Origin of the sequence: Tropicimonas aquimaris (genome assembly GCF_042676185.1) — a bacterium.
In the GTDB taxonomy this organism is placed as follows: Bacteria; Pseudomonadota; Alphaproteobacteria; order Rhodobacterales; family Rhodobacteraceae; genus Tropicimonas; species Tropicimonas aquimaris.
Map to the genome: position 1 here is coordinate 1 of NZ_JBHTJT010000048.1, position 17,303 is coordinate 17,303.

Below are 17,303 nucleotides of genomic sequence, written 5' to 3' on the forward strand. Positions count from 1 at the left end.
GGCTCTCGGTCGGATCGAGATCCGTGTCGGCCGGAGGCGTGATTGCGATCGGGCCCGGCAGGTCAAAGCTGTCCTCGGTGATCGTCACACCCGTCACCGTCACGTTGCCGGTGTTGGTCACCTTGAAGGTGTAGTTCAGCTTGTCGCCCACGTTCAGGCCGTCACTGCCCACATCCTCGTAGCTGCCGTCCTTGAGAAGCTCCAGAGACGCGTTCTGTGCGACCGGAACGTAGGCAAAATCGGAGTCGTTTACCGGATTATCAAAGGGATCCAGGAAAGTTGCTTGCGCCAAGTTGTCGATACGGCCGTTGCCATCGCCGTTGCCGTCGATGTCAGCCTGCGTCAGCTCGTATGTTGCGGAGTAAATCCAGATCTCGTCCGGATCGAGTACACCGATGTTGCTGTTGTCACCGCTTACGTACACGGCATCAGTGGGCGCGTAAGCTTCGACCTGATCAGTGACGCTGGATTTGGTCATGGGCAGGTCGCCGGTATTGTCCACCGAGATTTGATAGGTGATGATCTCACCGGCAAGGTCCGCAACGCCCATTGAGCCGTCGCCGCCAACGTCTGTCACCGTTTTCGTCACGTCGATGGCCGCAATTGCTGCGGGCACCAACGTTTCTTCGATGTTGCTGTCGTTAGCTGGATTTATGTCGTCGGAGATCGTCGAAACTTCAACAAGGTTGGATAGCGTGCCACCGACAAAACCATCGTTAATATCCACGGTGACGGTAAAGAACTGTTCCTCGTCTGGCGCCAAGGCGCCGATGTCCCAGGTGACAACTCCTCCGGAATGTACGCCACCGCCGGTTGCGCTGACGAAAGTCACATTCGGGTCCAAGGTGTCCGTCACGACCACAGTGTTGGCTACAGCCGGCCCGGCGTTGCTAACCTTGACCGTGTAGGTAAATTCGCCTCGCAGTATAAGCGTATCACCGGTGGGATCGGGATCGTTCCCGGCTGTGATCGGCGTACCGCCGTCGGAGTCCGTCTTGACGACCGACACATCAACATCCGCTGTGAAGAAATCACTCGGCTTCAGCAGCGGCACCGTCTGATTGCCGGTCGAAATTGAATCGCCGTTCACGAGCTCGATTGTGCCACTGTTCGCAACGTTGATGGTCTGATCGCTCCCGGTTGCGGCGTCGATCAGTCGTGACTGGACGTTGCCGCCAATGCCGGCCGGAATAGTGTCGTCCAGAACGAGCCACGGCTCCAGAACGACCACATCGCCACTATCGAGGCCGCTGACGGTGAAGATGCCGACGATCTCGTTATTGATGAGGGACCAAGTGAAGGAATCGACCTTTGCATCGCCGCCCGGATCAAAATGGGCGCCATCGGACGTATCGATGAACGCCTCGATGACGCCGTAGCCGATGTCGTCAGCGCGTGCGTCGTAGCCGAAATCGCCGCCGTTCGTCGTGAGCGTGTTCCAACCGATGACAAACGTAATCACCCCATCTTCGGGCGCCGTGTCGCCGGAAACCGAGATCTTGGTTTCGAACGGCACAATCTGGCCAAGCGCCATGTCCTCCGGCGCAAGGCTTTCAACGCGGACATCGGACGTACCGTTATTGAAGTCTGCAAGGGGGATCAGTGCGCTGCCGTCACCGCGACCGCCAGTGATGTAGTCAGTGCCAGGTAGGCCCGGGAAAGGAATTGATGGAATGTAGATGGAAGGGTCAGCCGCGGCGAAGTTGAGTGAGTACGCGCCGCCGGCATCGGTAAATGTCGCAAGCGCCTCCGTTCCAACAAGGCTGTCATCCCCGCCGCCGACCGCGCCGTCGGCTCCCAGGTCGATCTCTTTTGCGGTCACGAGGAACAGTTCATTCAGCGAGTCCGGCTCGCGCACGTACCAGTTCGCCTCGATCGTGCCGTTGACCGTCTTGTCGAGGTCGCCGCCAATCACGTCGTCGTCGGTGTCCTCAATGCCGTCGATGCCCGCGTCCTCGATCCACCAGACGCCGTCCGTCACGTAAAACGGGTCGTGATCGGATTCGTAGCCGTTCGGGTTGGGCCCGTATCCGTCGTCTGCCGTGCCGTAGACGCCATCGACCCCGGCGTCGAGAATGTAGCTGCCGTCCGAGTTCGCTCCATCCAGGTGCTGCACCCGAAACGCGACAGTCCCACCCTCCTCGACGTTCCAGGCCGTGAGTGTCGCGGTCGAGCCTGGCGCGTAGTCATCCTTGTCCGTCGTTACCGAGAAGATGCCAGAGGCGATGATGTCGGCGATGGAATTGTAAACGGTCATGATTTTGCCCCCCCGAGCGACGGAATTAATCCGCGATGAAATTCATGAAACTTTGCGACTGCGATCTGGGCGCCTGCTTAAGGAGCAGGACGCGCGCGTCTGGTGCGACGCGGTGATTTGAGCTGGAGTCAGACGGAGTGCGGATGTTCCGGCTTGGCACACACACCAAGGGTGCTTGGGCATACAAGCATAGTGGAACATTCAGGTTGGCCATGCAAAGTGTCTTGATCGATTGGCCAAAATATCTGGATCTAAAGTCGAAACCGAAAACCGAACGCATGCCACCCTCCAGTGAACTGCGACAAACTCAATACCCGACATGCCACAACGCCGTACGGACTCATTCGAGACACAATTTTGCCATATTTTGCTCTCTGAATACGTTTTTGGCAACATATTTGTTCATCAGCCCCCTTATCGGCGTAATTTTTGTGCCCTCTCTGTCTCGGGGTGGGTGTGACCATGACGGCCGCCGACGCTGAAGCGAGGGCCGGACCGGGGCCTGACGGAAAGGCGTGGCTCTTGTTGATGCATTAACGCCAGGGGCTACTCTCGCCGGTAGTATGAGCCCGACCAATGGCTCAAGATCGACCGACGCGAGCCAGTTCGGCCAAATGGCCGAGCGAGATGCCGAAGGATACCGGTCTGCTAAACGAATACGTCGATCGACCAGAAAACGCGATCCCGAGGAGCGCCCTTCGACAAAGAAGTATCTGGAACAGAGCACGCAGAGAGTCCTGACTTAGCCCTGGGGGCACCTTGAACCCTGACTTCCCGTCGCGGGGATGCCCGCCAGCAAGATTGAAAGCCCGTCCCGGGTTCAGCGCAACTTTGAGAGGGCCGGCCACAGCATGCGGTCGTGGTTCTATTATTTTCAATACATTAGGTGAAAAATCGGCCACGGGTTTCGGCGTCGGAGGCCACAGACTTCCTGCCATTTCCAGCGCACCCTCGTAGACAGAAACCTGGCGCACTCAGACGCGTCTTGGTGAGACCGAACGAGACGAGCATGAAGAGACTGACGGAACAGCACCTGGCCGAGCGGTGGCAGATGTCGGTACGGACACTGCAGAACTGGCGCTGGATGGGGCGCGGCCCCCGGTACCTCAAGATCGGGGCGCGCGTGCTCTATCCGCTGGACGAGATCGAAGCCTATGAGGCGGGGCAGTTGCACGCGAACACCTCCGGGCCGGTCCGCGCGGGAGGTGCCTGATGCCAAAGAAACCGGACCCGCGCCGGATCAAGAAGCATCGGGTGTACACGGCCTTCGAGGCTGCCGAGGCCCTGTCCATTCACACGCAAACGGTTCTCCGGTGGATCAAGGCGGGCGCCCTCGAAGCCGACCGTTCGTGCCGGCCCTGGCTGATCGAAGGTCACGCGCTGAAGCAGTTCCTCGAAGTACGGCGTTCGGCAGGCAAGTGCCGCCTTCGGCTGGAACAGATCTTCTGCCTGCCCTGCCGGGCACCGAGAGTTCCGGATGGTCGGATGGCCGATTTCCAGTTGAAGACACCGACGACAGGCATGCTGACCGGCCTCTGCCCAGAGTGCGGGCGCCTCATTCACAAGCGGACGCGGCGCGGAGATCTGGATGAAATCCGGGCTCATCTCGACGTCACGATCCAGAAAGCTGAACCGAGAATAGTAGGGAGCGATGCAGCCTTCGGAAGAGTCACCTTCAGTCAGGAGGCCGCGGGCAATGCCAAGACGCAGGTCAGATAACCTCCGCATCAAGCGCCGGTACCTTGATTGGCAACGCCAGGCCAAGGGGCTTTCCGAAGCCTCCGTTGACAAGGCGGCTGCCGCCATCGATCGCTGGCTTGACTACACTGGCGGCTCTGATTTCCGGCGTTTTCACACGGAGAAGGCCGTGGGGTTCAAACGTCATCTGGAGCGGCCGAAATCGGGCTCTCACAGTCCAGTTTCAGATGCGACACGCGAGAGCATCCTCCGCGACCTTAAGGCATTCTTCCTTTGGCTCGCCGACCAACCCGGCTATCGGTCGAAAATCCGGCATGCCGATGCCCAGTGGTTCACCCCCGACAGACGGAGCGCGCGGGCAGCGCATCAAGGGCAGTGGAGGCCGCACCCGTCCCCGGAACAGGTCAGAGCCGCCATCCTTGCGATGCCAGACGATACACCCTTTCAGCGTCGCGACCGGTCTCTTCTGGCCTTTCTGTTCCTGACAGGTGCGCGCGAGACCGCGGCGATGACCGTCCGGCTGAGGCACATCGACCTTGCCAACCGATGCGTCCACTTCGACGGAAAGCTGGTTGAGACCAAGTTCGGAAAGCGCTTCTCCACCTTCTTCTTCCCGGTCGGCGCCGAGATCGAGCAAATCCTGTGCGACTGGGTTGGGGAACTCACGAATGGGCTTCTGTTCGGACCCTGCGATCCGCTCTTTCCGAAGACCGAAGTGCGACGCTCGCCCACAAGCGGGATCTTTCAACCCGTAGGGCTGATGCGAGAACCGTGGGCCTCGCCGGCACCGATCGTGAAGGCCCTTGGGAATGCCTTCGAGGCAATCGGGTTGCCCCGATTTTCTCCGCACCGGATTCGCAACACCCTCGTCGACCTGGCGAATTACCACTGTCAGACCCCGGAGGACTTCAAGTCATGGTCGCAAAATCTCGGGCATGACAACGTTCTGACCACGTTTCACAATTACGGGACGGTAGCGCCCGGGCGCCAGAAGGAAGTCATGGAGCGATTTCGTTCAGGATCGACCTGACGTGAATGGCTCAGAGCTCGCATCGCCGGATCGTCACCATCTCCGGGCGCAGGCGGTAGCCATGCCACGGGTGATTTTCGACCAGCGAAGCGAACTGCTCTCCAAGTCCATCCATCAAGCGTCTGCGCAACGCCTGGATGCGACGACGAACAGCGGATTCCTCCACGAGATCCCAATGGGATCGAAGCGTGGAGGCCTTGAGCGTCCTGAAGTCTTCCGGGGCAAGACCCTCGCCGAGGCTCTTGAGATGCGCCTCGGCAAGTGTCTCCATGGTCGAGAAAGCCGTGCGTTGGAGGATCAGCTTGCCATCGACCAGCGCGCGTTTCCGCTGCGCGTCGATCTCGATCAGGACCGGTTGAGTGTCCGGCTCGGCGGTTGGCTGTGGTCCAGTTTCGGGCTCCATATCCCCAGCCGCGTACAGCGCCATCAGAGAATCCGGGGCCACCGCGCCCTCATTTAGCGCACGCTCCATGACGGAGGTCACCGCACGTCCATGGCGGTTGAAAAGGTCCGCGATCCTCTGAAGTGAATTCCTTGCCTCCAGTCCGAGATGACCGATCGCTCGCGCAACTTCAGGCTGTCGACGCATCAGGTCAGTTGGCGATATCGACCTGTAGGCGCGCGCGTTCCGCACATAGGCCAGCGACAGTTCGCGATCCTCGCGAAGACGCGGTCCGGTCAGAAGATCCACGTCGTAGGCTTCAGACGGGTCGCAGGCTTCCAGGCCCGCGCCGAGGATGGCGAACCGCCGATCGATGCATTGCGAGCAACGCCCGCAATGTGGCTTCATCTTGCTGGTTGCTCGAACGTTGGCGCAGCTTCGGCTGTGCATGATCTGGTCGGCAAACCCAAGCTCCGAGATCCGTGTGACAACGTCCTTCTTGGTGCGCCAGAAGTAGGGGTTTGCGACGGTGACATCCTTGCCGATCAGTCGCGAGAACAACTGGCTGATCCCGGCGAGTGCCTGCGGATGGGTGCTGCGGGTCGCACGGGCGCCGACGAACTGCGCGAGTGGAGGCAAGTTGAGGCTAACGATCCCGTTCTCGTAGAAGTCCACGCGCCTCAGCCCGAAGCCATGCGCAACCGTGAGGCCAAGCGCCGCGAAGAGGAAGGATCGCGCACGGTGTGTTCGCTCTTTCAATCCCTGATCCAGCATCGTGGCATGTACCGAAAAATGACGTACCTGATTTCGGTTCGTGCGATCCCGCAGGGTCTGGGCGAGAAAACGTTGGACCTTCCCCATTGACGGGGCCGAATGATGACTGACCAGCGCCAGCGTCTTCTGCCGCTCGACCAGTGCTTCGACCGCGCCGGCAAGACTGTCCAGGCCGCCAGAGAACATCATGACTTCATCCGGCACCCACCCTTCGTTTCTCCCGAACTTGAACGGTATCGTCGCCTCGATGGGGCGACCGTCGTGCTCTCGAAAAGAGAAGGCGTAGGTGTCGTCCGATAGAAACCCGAGCGTCTTGCATAGCAGCTCGGACGTCTCGGCGTCCTGCCAATGGTCGAGGCAACGGACCGGGATCTCGAAGTGCAGATCCCGACGCCAGGCCGCACCCATCATCTCTGCTGCAGGGCCACCTCGCCGGATCGCCGAATCCGCCGCGTAGACAAAGGCGGCCACCTCCAGCAGATCGGCGAGGATGTCCGGCAATTCGCTCACCATCCTGCGGGTCAGTTGCGAGACCCGGAGTTCGGCAACGACGTCTGCCCCGTCTATGGAAAGAAGCAGTGCCTCCGGCCTTTTTCGACCTGTCGCCGTGCCGCAGATGACATGGTGCTCAGTCAAGTTCACGCCTTCGGGCGAGCTCCTTTCGGAGCTTTGTGAAGGCATAGGCGGAGAAGTTCGCGATCTTTTCCGGCGTCGGTCCGTCACCCTGCCAGACGTTCTTGCCGTACCAACCGGACGCAAACTCTCTTACGATGCCGGCCGCTTCCCAGGTGTGACGTTCCAGGACCCGATCGAAGGCCATCCGCGCGGCGTCGGTCGCGAACCGTCTGTCTTCTCCAGTGTGCCGGGCAAGTTCCCGGCTCAGATAGTATTGAAGCGTCCGATGGGTGAGCCCGGCAAAAAAGGCCCTCGCGAACTCGGCGAAATCGTTGCCGCCTGCCAGCTTGCCAAGGGCCGCCCGGATGTCCGCTGGACCCGCCGGGAACAACTGTGGCAAGCGCCGATCCAGTTCCGAAGCGACGGCACTGACGAACGTGGCACGTGCCATCTCGCCAAGATCGGTCGTCGCGGGCGTGTGGTCCAGTGCGTCCGAAAGCGCAGCAAGAAATGACACTGAATCATCCAGCGACCCGGATGCGATCCCTTGTTCCTCAAGGTATCTGTCGAATCCGGGCCCCCTTGCGGCCAATGGCAACTCGACCAGAAGCCTGGCCGCAGCCAGAAAGGCCGGATCGTCCGTTGCTGCCCTTGTCGCTCGCTCGGCGGCCATCGCCGCCCTGGCAGCCACATCCTCCACCGACGCGCCGCTCGCCAGCAATGCGACGACCTGCTGCCAGCTCTTCGATCTTGGCAGCGTCAAAGACTGCAAATGTCCCAAGCCGAACTCCTCCTGACTGAAACATGGCGGCCAGAAAGGAGCCGCGCCAGCCTTCTGTGCGCGGTCTTTGGACGCAAGGCTTACCCTGCGCTTACCTCTCTAAGAGCACGAATGGCCCCCCAGAGGCTAAGTCTTTGATTCAGATGGTGAGCCGTACAGGATTCGAACCTGTGACCCACTGATTAAAAGTCAGTTGCTCTACCAACTGAGCTAACGGCCCATCCGAGGCCCGGTGATTAGGAAACCTCGGCGGTGGGGTCAAGCAAAAAAGTTCCGCCTCTTCAAAACTTCCGCAAGGCCGCGTATATCGCGCTCAACATGCGCGACACAGGCTCCTCCTCCCCCTTGCCCTTCATGAAAATGCACGGGCTTGGCAATGACTTCGTGGTCATCGACCGGCGGGGCGGCGGTGCCGTGCTCTCGGAAGATTCGGTCCGACGCATCGGCGACCGCCATCGGGGCGTGGGGTTCGACCAGCTCGCGGTGATCGAGACCGACCCGGACGCCGACGCGCGACTTGTCTTCTACAACGCCGACGGTTCGCTCTCCGGGGCCTGCGGCAACGCAACCCGCTGCGTCGCGCGGCACCTGATGAACGAGACCGGCCGCTCTAGCCTTATGCTGCGCACCGAACGTGGGCTGCTCGCCTGCGCCGACGCGGGCAACGGGCTGACCCGTGTCAACATGGGCCAACCCCTGCTCGACTGGGCCGACGTGCCGCTGGCCGAGGCGATGGAGACGCTGGAGCTTCCGATTCCCGGCGCGCCGACGGCGACCGGCATGGGCAACCCGCACTGCACCTTCTTCGTCGAGGATGCCGAGGCCGTGGACCTCGCCAGCTTCGGCCCCGCACATGAGCACCACCCGCTCTTCCCCGAGCGCACCAACGTGCAGGTCGCGCATCTGATCGGCAAGGACCACCTGCGGATGCGGGTCTGGGAGCGCGGCACGGGAATCACCCTGGCCTCCGGTTCGTCTTCCTGCGCCACGGCCGTCGCCGCCGCCCGTCGCGGGCTGACCGGGCGTGGCGTGCGCATCGACCTCGACGGCGGCACGATCCACATCGACTGGCGCGAGGACGGCGTCCACATGACCGGCCCGACCGCGCATGTCTTCGACGGCGTCTTCACTGCCGCGTTTCTTGGCGAGGCCGCACGATGAGGGACCCAAAGCCCCCCGTCTTCGCCACGCTCGGCTGTCGGCTCAACGCCTACGAAACCGAGGCGATGAAAGAGCTGGCCGCGCAGGCCGGCTTGGGCGAGACCGTCGTCGTCAACACCTGCGCCGTCACCGCCGAAGCCGTCCGCAAGGCCCGGCAGGAGATCCGCCGCCTGCGCCGCGACCACCCCGACGCCACGCTCGTCGTCACCGGCTGCGCCGCGCAGACCGAGCCCGAGACCTTCGCCGCCATGTCCGAGGTCGACCGTGTCATCGGCAACACCGAGAAAATGCAGCCCGCCACCTGGGCTCGCATGGCCGGACCGGATTTCGTTGGCGACACCGAGAAGGTGCAGGTCGACGACATCATGTCGGTGACCGAGACCGCAGGCCACCTGATCGACGGGTTCGGCACCCGCTCGCGCGCCTATGTCCAGGTGCAGAACGGCTGCGATCACCGCTGCACCTTCTGCATCATCCCCTTCGGCCGCGGCAATTCCCGCTCGGTGCCCGCCGGCGTCGTCGTGGACCAGATCAAGCGGCTGGTCGACCGCGGCTACAACGAGGTCGTGCTCACCGGCGTCGACCTCACGTCCTGGGGTGCCGACCTGCCGGCCGCGCCCCGCCTCGGCGACCTGGTGATGCGCATCCTCAAGCTGGTGCCCGACCTGCCCCGCCTGCGAATCTCGTCGATCGATTCGATCGAGGCGGACGACGCGCTGATGCAGGCCATCGCCACCGAGCCGCGTCTGATGCCGCATCTGCACCTGTCTCTTCAGGCCGGCGACAACATGATCCTCAAGCGCATGAAGCGCCGCCACGCCCGCGAGGACGCGATTGCCTTCTGCGAGGAGGCGCGCCGCCTGCGCCCCGACATGACCTTCGGCGCCGACATCATTGCCGGCTTCCCGACCGAGACCGAGGCGATGTTCGAAAACTCGCTGCGGCTGGTCGAGGAATGCGACCTCACCTGGCTGCACGTTTTCCCGTACAGCCCGCGCAAGGGAACGCCCGCCGCGCGCATGCCGCAGGTCCATGGCACCGCCATTCGCGACCGCGCCGCCCGCCTGCGCGCCGCCGGTGACGCCCAGGTCGCCCGTCACCTCGGCCTGCAGGTCGGGCGCCGCCACCGCGTCCTGATGGAAAACCCGCGCATGGGCCGCACGGAGCAGTTCACCGAAGTGACCTTTTCCGCCGACCAGCCGGAAAGCCAGATCGTCGAGGCCCGGATCTCCGGCCACACCGCGAGCCAGCTCGTCGCCTGACAGGCCTTCCCCTGCGCGCCCCGCCCCCCCCTATGATCGGCGGCGCAGCCAGCCGAGGGAGACCCGCCTTGCAACTCTACCACAGCCCTACATCGCCGTTCGTCCGCAAGGTCATGGTCACCCTGCACGAGACCGGCCAGCTCGACGACGTGGAGATCGTCCCCGCCGCCGGCACGCCGATCGACAAGGGCTCGATGCCGGTCTCCTGGAACCCGCTGGGCAAGATCCCGACCCTGGTGCGCGACGAGGGGCCCGCGCTCTTCGACAGCCGGGTGATCTGCCGCTACCTCGATGCCCGCGCCGGTGCCGGCCTCTATCCCGAGAAGCGGATCTGGGAGGTTCTGACACTCGAGGCGCTGGCCGACGGTATCACCGAGGCTGCGGTGCTCATGGTCTACGAATCACGCTGCCGGCCGGAGGAGAAGATCCACGACTTCTGGGTCGAGGGCCAATGGGCCAAGGTCGCCCGCGCCCTTAACGTGCTGGAAACCCGCTGGACCAGCCACCTCGTCGGGCCGCTGGACATGGGCCAGATCGCCGTAGGATGCGCCCTGGGATACGTCGATTTCCGCCACGGTGGCCGAGACTGGCGCGAGGGCCGAGACGGTCTGGCCGCCTGGGAAGCCGCGTTCGCCGCCCGCCCGGCGATGCAGGCAACCCGCCCGCCGCTCTAGGCTAATACCCGCCCTCTTCTTGGCCGAAAAAACCCCCGCCGGAGGCAGCGGGGCCATTGGCCCCGCTTCACTGAGCCCGGCTCAGAAGCTGTAGCTGACGCCGATGTTGAACGCGTTGGTGATGATGTCGGTCTCCATCCGGCCGCCGTTGTCCAGCTCGATGTCGTGAGACGACCAGGACCCCTTGTACTCGCCGAACACCGACCAGCTCTCGTTGAACGCCCAGGAGGCCCCCGCCACCACGATCGCCGCCGGCCCGGTCACCTGGTATTCGAACGTGTCGCTGTCGCCGCGCTCCACGTCCACGTGCGGCATGGCAAAGCCGACACCACCCCCGACATAGGGCGTCAGCCGGCCCGAGGCCCATTGTCCCGGCCAGCGGTAGAATACGTTGGCTGTAAAGAGGTTCAGCCCGTCGGTCAGTTCGAGGTCGGCAAACCCGTGCTCTTCGCGATCCTCGTCGGACGCGTAGACCTTGGCGTGGTTGAACTCGAGGCCGTAGCCGATGTTGGCGCTCTGCCACCAGGTGGCGCGGAAGCCGTAATAGGGCGGCATCGCACCCGAATTGCCTTCCCAGTCGACCAGGAAGTTGAAGTCCTCGTCGCCGTCATCGCCCTTCACCCGCGAGTGCGGGGCGTCCTGGATGCCGGAATAGAAGCTCAGCTCGATCTCCGCAGCGGCGGGAAGCGCAATGGCGATTGCGACTGTAGTCGAGAGCGCGGCAATGGAGAAACGGAACATCTCTATGACTCCTGTGATCGGGTTGCCCACGCAATAGCACAGAGCTATCGCTGTGCCAGCACAATCCGATTCCCCTCAGGTGGGGGCGATGCGTCTCTTCCCGGCAACAGCGAACCCACGCCGCGACGCAGCGACACATGGTTTCAGGGTGTTATTTCAAGCCATTTGCGACACCGCGCCGCACCTGCGCCCGTTTGGTGGCTGGACGGGGCAGAGCCATCCATCTAGTTAGCAGTGCAGACCGGTTGCGCTGCGGCGTAACCAGGTATCCGTTTGACGCATGCCATGCCAGGAAAGGGAGATCCCTCGTGTCCCAAGCTGAAGACCACGACGGCACCCGTCGCGACTTCCTCTACTATGCCACCGCCGGCGCCGGCGTCGTGGCCACCGGCGCTGCCGTCTGGCCGCTGATCAACCAGATGAACCCTTCCGCCGACGTGCAGGCGCTCAGCTCCATTCTCGTCGATGTCAGCTCCATCGAGGTCGGCACCCAGATCACCGTGAAGTGGCGCGGCAAGCCCGTGTTCCTGCGCCGTCGCTCGGCCGAAGAGATCGAAGACGCCCGCTCCGTCGATCCCGCCTCGCTGCCGGACAACGACGCCCGCAACGCCAACATCACCGCCGGCTCTGACGGCGCTGACGAGAACCGGACCCTCGACGAGGCCGGCGAATGGCTGGTGATGATGGGTGTGTGCACGCACCTCGGCTGTGTGCCGCTCAACGACGCGGGCGATTATGTCGGGCCCGGCGGCATCGGCGGCTGGTTCTGCCCCTGCCACGGCTCGCACTACGACACCGCCGGACGCATCCGGAAGGGCCCCGCGCCCGAGAACCTGCCGGTCCCGACCGCGGCGTTCTTCGACGATACAACCATTCAGCTCGGTTAAGGAGAGGAAGGACACATGGCTGGAATTCCCCACGACCACTACGAGCCGAAGACCGGTGCCGAGAAATGGGTAAACAACCGTCTCGGTATCATCGGCCTCGTCTATGACACCCTGATGATCCCCACCCCCAAGAACCTGAACTGGATGTGGATCTGGGGCATCGTGCTCGCCTTCTGCCTCGGTCTTCAGATCGTGACCGGCATTATCCTGGTGATGCACTACACCCCGCATGTCGACCTGGCCTTCGCCTCGATCGAGCACATAATGCGCAACGTGAACGGCGGCCACTTCCTGCGCTACCTGCACATGAACGGCGCCTCGCTGTTCTTCCTCGCCGTCTACCTGCACATCTTCCGCGGCCTCTACTACGGCTCGTACAAGACCCCGCGCGAGATCACCTGGATCATCGGCATCCTGATCTACGTCCTGATGATGGGCACCGCCTTCATGGGTTACGTTCTGCCCTGGGGCCAGATGTCCTTCTGGGGCGCGACCGTGATCACCGGCCTGTTCGGCGCGATCCCGTTCATCGGCGAGCCGATCCAGACCTGGCTGCTGGGCGGACCTGCGGTCGACAACGCCACGCTGAACCGTTTCTTCTCGCTGCACTATCTGCTGCCGTTCATCATCGCCGGCCTGACGATCGTCCACATCTGGGCCTTCCACACCACCGGCAACAACAACCCGACCGGTGTCGACGTCCGCCGCGAAAGCAAGGAAATCGCCAAGAAGGATACGCTGCCCTTCTGGCCCTACTTCGTGATCAAGGACTTCTTCGCGCTGGCGCTGATCCTCGTGGTGTTCTTCGCGGTCGTCGGCTTCATGCCGAACTACCTCGGCCACCCGGACAACTACATCGAGGCCAACCCGCTGGCGACGCCGGCGCATATCGTGCCCGAATGGTACTTCCTGCCGTTCTACGCGATCCTGCGCGCCTTCACCGCCGACGTCTGGATCGTGATGTTCACCAACTGGATCACCTTCGGCATCGTCGACGCGAAGTTCTTCGGCGTCATCGCGATGTTCGGCGCGATCATCGTCTGGGCGCTGGTGCCCTGGCTCGACACCTCGTCGGTCCGTTCCGGCCGCTACCGCCCGACCTTCAAGTGGTGGTTCGCGATCTACTGCGTCGATTTCGTGGTGCTCACCTGGGTTGGCGCCATGCCGGCCGAGGGGATCTACCCCTACATCGCGCTGGCCGGGGCGACCTACTGGTTCGCGTTCTTCCTGGTAATCCTGCCGCTGCTGGGCGTGCTCGAGAAGCCCGCGCCGCAGCCCGAGACCATCGAGGCCGACTTCAATGCCCACTATGGCAAGCCCTCGGGCGACGCCGCGGCCACCCCGGCCGAGTGACAGAAAGGATCTTTCCGACATGATCAGGAAAATCGCACTCACCGCGGCCGCAACCCTGGCCCTCACCGGTGCCGCCTTGGCGGCCGGTGAAGGCGGCCACGTGCACGATGTGGACTTCTCCTTCGAGGGTCCCTTCGGGCGCTTCGACCAGATGCAGCTCCAGCGTGGCCTGCAGGTCTACACCGAGATCTGCGCCGCCTGCCACGGCCTGCAATACGTGCCGCTGCGCACCCTGTCCGATGCGGGCGGCCCCGGCCTTCCCGAGGACCAGGTCCGCGCCTACTCCAGCCAGTTCGAGATCTTCGATCCCGAACTGGACGACTTCCGCCCGCGGGTTCCGACCGACCACTTCCCGGCCAACGACGCTGTCGGCGCGCCGGACCTCAGCCTGATGGCCAAGGCCCGTGCGGGGTTTCACGGCCCCTATGGCACCGGCCTGAGCCAGCTCGTAAACGGCATGGGCGGCCCGGAATACATCACCTCGCTCCTCACCGGCTACACCGGCAAGGAAAAGGTGGAGGCCGGCACGACCTTCTACGAGAACACCGCGTTCTCGACCGGATGGATCTCGATGGCACCGCCGCTCTATGGCGAGGACGTGGAATATGCCGACGGCCATTCCAACAGCCTGCACCACGAGGCCGAGGACGTCGCTGCCTTCCTGATGTGGGCCGCGGAACCCAAGATGATGGCGCGCAAACAGGCTGGCTTCGTCGGCGTGGTGTTCCTCACCATTCTGACGGTGCTGCTCTACGCCACCAACAAGCGGCTCTGGAAACCGGTCAAGAAGGCCGCCAAGGAAAACTGACGGAGTCCGCCGCAAGGCCGGCCCCGTAACCATCACGGCACCACCCACGCCCCGCCCCCCGGCGGGGCGTATTCTTTTCCGCGTCCGCACCGCGTTGGGCGGCAGTCCAGAAGAGGCTGCAATCGAGGGCTCACCAGAACCGACCCTGCCTTTACTCCGGGCGATGGCCCGGGATCCGGACGGGTTCGTCGGGATCATCGCATTCTTTTGATGCGGCACCTCGGCCCATACGTTAACAACCAGCCAGCTTGGGGCTAACCTTTGCGAACGTTCCAACGAGAAGCCTCACGCGGTCAGGAGACAGAATGAACAGGCACCGAACCGAAACGGTGGGACCGCAAGCTTCTCGCTCCGAGATCCGAGACTTCCTGTGCGCAAATTCCGACTTCGAACCGATCTACCGGCAGAACCGCCGAAAGGCGCTGGTTCTTGCGCGCGCCGCCTATGTCGAGATGACCACCCGCTGCAACCTCCGGTGCGAGGGCTGCTATTACTTCGACGGTGGCTACGACAAGACGCCGGACGTTCGCAGCCCGGCCGAATGGGACGCGTTCTTTGCCGGTCTCGCGGCCAGGGGCACGCGGTTCCTGTACCTTGTCGGCGCCGAACCCTCGATGGTGCCTGAACGTCTCGAGATCGCAGCGCGCCACGTCCGGCGCGGCCTGATTGGCACCAACGGCATCCGCAAGATCGACCGCGCGACCCCCTTCAAGCTGCATATCTCGGTCTGGGGCGCGCCCGAACTGGACACCGCCTACCGGGGCGCGGACGCCTTCAGCAAGGCGCTGGCTAACTATGCCGGTGAGGCCGACCGCGCCCTCTTCGTCTACACGTTGAGCCCGCGCAACATCGACGATGCCGAGCGGACGCTCGAACGTGTCCGGGACGCGGGGCTGAAGATGACCTTCAACATGTACAGCCCCACCAACACCTATCGCAACCGTCTGGCCGGGATCGACACCAGCACCTCCGAGTTCTTCCGCAGAAGCAGCCAGAGCGACAACCTGAACTGGGACGCGGCCTCCCTCACCAAGGCACGGCAGCGCACCGCAGAGCTGATCGATGCCTTCCCCGATACCCTGGTCTATTCGCGTGCCTACAATGACTGGATCACCGATCCGGCCCCACGCTACGAGCTGGACGAAAATGGGGATGCGCCGCATTGCCTTTCGCGGATCGGCGGCTCGCTCTCCCTCACCGGGCCCGACCTCAATCCGTTGAAAAACTCCAAGTGCTGCACCAGCGATGTCGATTGCAGCACCTGCCGGCTCTATTCCGGCGGGCTGGCCAGCCGGCTGAGCCTGCGCGCACCCGACCTCGCTTCCCGCGACGCCTTTACGAAATGGCTCGAAATCTGCGAGCATTTGTTCGGGATCTACATCTATTCACCAGACTGGTGCGCGGAGTTGGTCGATGCCTGACGAACACGCTACCGAAAAGACGGAACCGCAGGCCACCAGGGAGCAGAGGCCGCTCAAGGAACTGATCGTCAGGACCCGGCAGACGGAAGACCCTGCTGCGCTGCTCGACCTCTGCCTCGAAGGCGGCAAACCGCTGCTGGAGAAACGGCCCAACCTCCCCCGCCACGTTCTCACCCTGGCGCGCAAGGCGGAGGATCGCGACAAGGCCGACGCGACGCGCATCCGCGTCGCCCGGCATTTCCCGGAGAGCCTCGGTCTAACCGATCTCGATTGGCTCCGGGGACTCGGTTTGCGGGACGCGGAAGCGCGTACCATTCGCTGGATACTTGCCAGTGGTCAGGCAACCGGGCAGAGGCGTGTCTCGATGATCAAGCGCCTCGTGGACCTGAAGCAGTTCGATACGTATTCTCAGGCGCTCGATGCCTATGCGTCGATGGCGATGGATGACCCCACATACTACCACGTCCATTGTCGCAGCCTTGTCCGTGACCGCCGCCCCGGCGACGCCAGGCAAGTTCTCGAGCAGTTCCGGGAGAGGTTCGTCGGAGCTGACCACGATCACGCACTTCGGGAGCTGACCTTCCTGGTCAACACGGACCATGTCGAAGACGATCAGCTTCCCGACGGCGCGCCGGACGATACCCGAGAGAGCTTGCGCCTGAACCGGATTTCGAAGGATCTGAGCGAGGGGCTTGTTTCCGAAATTGATGGCTGGCGATCACTCGACGGTCGTATCATCTACCGGTCCGGCGCCTCGCAAACCGCCTTGGTGATCTATTTCGGCCCGCAGACAATCCGGAATGCTGATGGTTGGGCAAGGGTGATCTCGGAGTGCAACCGCCTCGGGATTGGGCAGGTCTGCCTTGACCGTCGAAGCGACCGCCACCTGACCGGGCTCGGCCCCTGGACCGGTCGACCAGAAGAGACCGCCAAGCGCCTTGTGGAGGCACTCGCCAATGTCGGTATCCGGCGCATCGCGACAGCAGGCAGTTCCGGCAGCTCACTCGCCGCGATCATCGGCGCCGCAGCGATCGATGCCGAGGGCTGCCTTCTGACGCCGGCTGTCACGCATTTTCCGGATCCGGACCAGGAGCCCAACCCGCGCGCCGCCCGCGCTGCCGCCCGGGAATACCGACATCTTCCCCCCGGCATCTACGATGCCAAGCCCTTCCTTCAGGGCAAATCCGTCCTGCTCTGGGCCCATCTGCCAGAGCGGAGCGAGTTCGACCGCCGGCAGATCGAGCATATCGCCGACTACCCGCACCTCCATGTCGTGCGCCATGACCACGACGCGCATGGAATCCTGCCTTGGCTGGCCGAAAGAGGAATGCTGGAAACGGAGGTCTCGGACTTCTTCAACGCGCTTGGTTGGATCGACGGTTAGCCGGAAGTGCTGGTGTCCCCGCAGCGCGTTCGTGCTGAGCCCGGATTGACCGACCGCAACGCCCTCCGCCCGGCA

At 63.2% G+C, this 17,303-nt stretch carries 15 protein-coding genes, 1 tRNA gene and 1 pseudogene; 11 read left to right on the forward strand and 6 right to left on the reverse strand.

Going from position 1 to position 17,303, the window contains the following annotated elements:
• The coding region (locus tag ACFQ2S_RS19460; RefSeq protein WP_386077057.1) for a DUF11 domain-containing protein at positions 1 to 2,257 on the reverse strand (2,257 nt) is incomplete at its 3' end.
• A gap of 1,009 nt (positions 2,258 to 3,266) precedes the next feature.
• On the opposite strand from ACFQ2S_RS19460, the gene ACFQ2S_RS19465 reads away from it, so the two are divergent.
• The 3 genes from ACFQ2S_RS19465 to ACFQ2S_RS19475 are packed head-to-tail and all read left to right on the forward strand — an operon-like array spanning position 3,267 to position 4,985.
• Positions 3,267 to 3,470, forward strand: coding sequence for a helix-turn-helix transcriptional regulator (locus tag ACFQ2S_RS19465; RefSeq protein WP_386077058.1), 204 nt, complete (start codon positions 3,267 to 3,269; stop codon positions 3,468 to 3,470).
• Positions 3,470 to 3,976 carry a helix-turn-helix domain-containing protein gene (locus ACFQ2S_RS19470; protein WP_386077059.1) on the forward strand — a complete coding sequence of 169 codons (507 nt, stop codon included), beginning with the start codon at positions 3,470 to 3,472 and terminating at the stop codon, positions 3,974 to 3,976. The genes ACFQ2S_RS19465 and ACFQ2S_RS19470 overlap by 1 nt, the downstream gene beginning before the upstream one ends.
• Positions 3,954 to 4,985, forward strand: coding sequence for a tyrosine-type recombinase/integrase (locus ACFQ2S_RS19475; RefSeq protein WP_386077061.1), 1,032 nt, complete (start codon positions 3,954 to 3,956; stop codon positions 4,983 to 4,985). Before ACFQ2S_RS19470 ends, ACFQ2S_RS19475 begins: the two co-directional genes overlap by 23 nt.
• Positions 4,986 to 4,995: 10 nt before the next feature.
• Here the strand turns inward: ACFQ2S_RS19475 and ACFQ2S_RS19480 are convergent, their stop codons facing one another.
• The 3 genes from ACFQ2S_RS19480 to ACFQ2S_RS19490 all read right to left on the reverse strand — a co-directional run bounded on the left by ACFQ2S_RS19480 (position 4,996) and on the right by ACFQ2S_RS19490 (position 7,757).
• Complete coding sequence (locus ACFQ2S_RS19480) at positions 4,996 to 6,864, reverse strand: hypothetical protein (protein WP_386077062.1); 1,869 nt, start codon at positions 6,862 to 6,864, stop codon at positions 4,996 to 4,998.
• Positions 6,770 to 7,477, reverse strand: coding sequence for a hypothetical protein (locus ACFQ2S_RS19485; protein ID WP_386077064.1), 708 nt, complete (start codon positions 7,475 to 7,477; stop codon positions 6,770 to 6,772). Before ACFQ2S_RS19485 ends, ACFQ2S_RS19480 begins: the two co-directional genes overlap by 95 nt.
• Positions 7,478 to 7,681: 204 nt before the next feature.
• A tRNA-Lys gene (locus ACFQ2S_RS19490) sits at positions 7,682 to 7,757 on the reverse strand.
• 98 nt (positions 7,758 to 7,855) lie between these two features.
• Here ACFQ2S_RS19490 and dapF point away from each other — a divergent pair.
• The 3 genes from dapF to ACFQ2S_RS19505 all read left to right on the forward strand — a co-directional run bounded on the left by dapF (position 7,856) and on the right by ACFQ2S_RS19505 (position 10,634).
• The gene (gene dapF, locus ACFQ2S_RS19495; RefSeq protein WP_386077066.1) at positions 7,856 to 8,698 is read left to right on the forward strand and encodes a diaminopimelate epimerase; all 843 of its coding nucleotides are present in this window, start codon (positions 7,856 to 7,858) and stop codon (positions 8,696 to 8,698) included.
• Positions 8,695 to 9,960: a tRNA (N(6)-L-threonylcarbamoyladenosine(37)-C(2))-methylthiotransferase MtaB gene (gene mtaB / locus ACFQ2S_RS19500; RefSeq protein ID WP_386077068.1), complete on the forward strand. Its 1,266-nt coding sequence runs from the start codon at positions 8,695 to 8,697 to the stop codon at positions 9,958 to 9,960. Before dapF ends, mtaB begins: the two co-directional genes overlap by 4 nt.
• Positions 9,961 to 10,028: 68 nt before the next feature.
• Positions 10,029 to 10,634, forward strand: coding sequence for a glutathione S-transferase (locus ACFQ2S_RS19505; RefSeq protein WP_386077070.1), 606 nt, complete (start codon positions 10,029 to 10,031; stop codon positions 10,632 to 10,634).
• Positions 10,635 to 10,715: 81 nt separating this feature from the next.
• Here ACFQ2S_RS19505 and ACFQ2S_RS19510 read toward each other — a convergent pair whose 3' ends face one another.
• Positions 10,716 to 11,375 carry an outer membrane protein gene (locus tag ACFQ2S_RS19510; protein ID WP_386077072.1) on the reverse strand — a complete coding sequence of 220 codons (660 nt, stop codon included), beginning with the start codon at positions 11,373 to 11,375 and terminating at the stop codon, positions 10,716 to 10,718.
• A gap of 156 nt (positions 11,376 to 11,531) precedes the next feature.
• Positions 11,532 to 11,594: pseudogene (locus ACFQ2S_RS19515) on the reverse strand (hypothetical protein); the annotation flags it as partial.
• Between the two features lie 89 nt (positions 11,595 to 11,683).
• Here ACFQ2S_RS19515 and petA point away from each other — a divergent pair.
• From petA to ACFQ2S_RS19540, 5 genes are all read left to right on the forward strand, one after another.
• The gene (gene petA / locus ACFQ2S_RS19520; protein ID WP_386077074.1) at positions 11,684 to 12,262 is read left to right on the forward strand and encodes a ubiquinol-cytochrome c reductase iron-sulfur subunit; all 579 of its coding nucleotides are present in this window, start codon (positions 11,684 to 11,686) and stop codon (positions 12,260 to 12,262) included.
• 15 nt (positions 12,263 to 12,277) lie between these two features.
• Positions 12,278 to 13,615: a cytochrome b gene (locus tag ACFQ2S_RS19525; protein WP_089233704.1), complete on the forward strand. Its 1,338-nt coding sequence runs from the start codon at positions 12,278 to 12,280 to the stop codon at positions 13,613 to 13,615.
• Positions 13,616 to 13,634: 19 nt separating this feature from the next.
• Positions 13,635 to 14,423: a cytochrome c1 gene (locus ACFQ2S_RS19530; RefSeq protein WP_386077076.1), complete on the forward strand. Its 789-nt coding sequence runs from the start codon at positions 13,635 to 13,637 to the stop codon at positions 14,421 to 14,423.
• 305 nt (positions 14,424 to 14,728) lie between these two features.
• The gene (locus ACFQ2S_RS19535; RefSeq protein ID WP_386077078.1) at positions 14,729 to 15,844 is read left to right on the forward strand and encodes a radical SAM protein; all 1,116 of its coding nucleotides are present in this window, start codon (positions 14,729 to 14,731) and stop codon (positions 15,842 to 15,844) included.
• The gene (locus ACFQ2S_RS19540; protein ID WP_386077079.1) at positions 15,837 to 17,228 is read left to right on the forward strand and encodes a hypothetical protein; all 1,392 of its coding nucleotides are present in this window, start codon (positions 15,837 to 15,839) and stop codon (positions 17,226 to 17,228) included. Before ACFQ2S_RS19535 ends, ACFQ2S_RS19540 begins: the two co-directional genes overlap by 8 nt.
• The last annotated feature ends 75 nt before the right edge of the window (positions 17,229 to 17,303 follow it).

What these genes read in the sequence shown, in the direction of transcription:
- mtaB (WP_386077068.1), top strand. Translation starts at nt 8,695, where the DNA reads ATGAGGGACCCAAAGCCCCCCGTCTTCGCCACGCTCGGCTGTCGGCTC.
- ACFQ2S_RS19530 (WP_386077076.1), top strand. Translation starts at nt 13,635, where the DNA reads ATGATCAGGAAAATCGCACTCACCGCGGCCGCAACCCTGGCCCTCACC.
- ACFQ2S_RS19535 (WP_386077078.1), top strand. Translation starts at nt 14,729, where the DNA reads ATGAACAGGCACCGAACCGAAACGGTGGGACCGCAAGCTTCTCGCTCC.
- ACFQ2S_RS19510 (WP_386077072.1), bottom strand. Translation starts at nt 11,375, where the DNA reads ATGTTCCGTTTCTCCATTGCCGCGCTCTCGACTACAGTCGCAATCGCC.
- ACFQ2S_RS19475 (WP_386077061.1), top strand. Translation starts at nt 3,954, where the DNA reads ATGCCAAGACGCAGGTCAGATAACCTCCGCATCAAGCGCCGGTACCTT.
- ACFQ2S_RS19470 (WP_386077059.1), top strand. Translation starts at nt 3,470, where the DNA reads ATGCCAAAGAAACCGGACCCGCGCCGGATCAAGAAGCATCGGGTGTAC.
- dapF (WP_386077066.1), top strand. Translation starts at nt 7,856, where the DNA reads ATGCGCGACACAGGCTCCTCCTCCCCCTTGCCCTTCATGAAAATGCAC.
- ACFQ2S_RS19525 (WP_089233704.1), top strand. Translation starts at nt 12,278, where the DNA reads ATGGCTGGAATTCCCCACGACCACTACGAGCCGAAGACCGGTGCCGAG.
- ACFQ2S_RS19540 (WP_386077079.1), top strand. Translation starts at nt 15,837, where the DNA reads ATGCCTGACGAACACGCTACCGAAAAGACGGAACCGCAGGCCACCAGG.
- ACFQ2S_RS19465 (WP_386077058.1), top strand. Translation starts at nt 3,267, where the DNA reads ATGAAGAGACTGACGGAACAGCACCTGGCCGAGCGGTGGCAGATGTCG.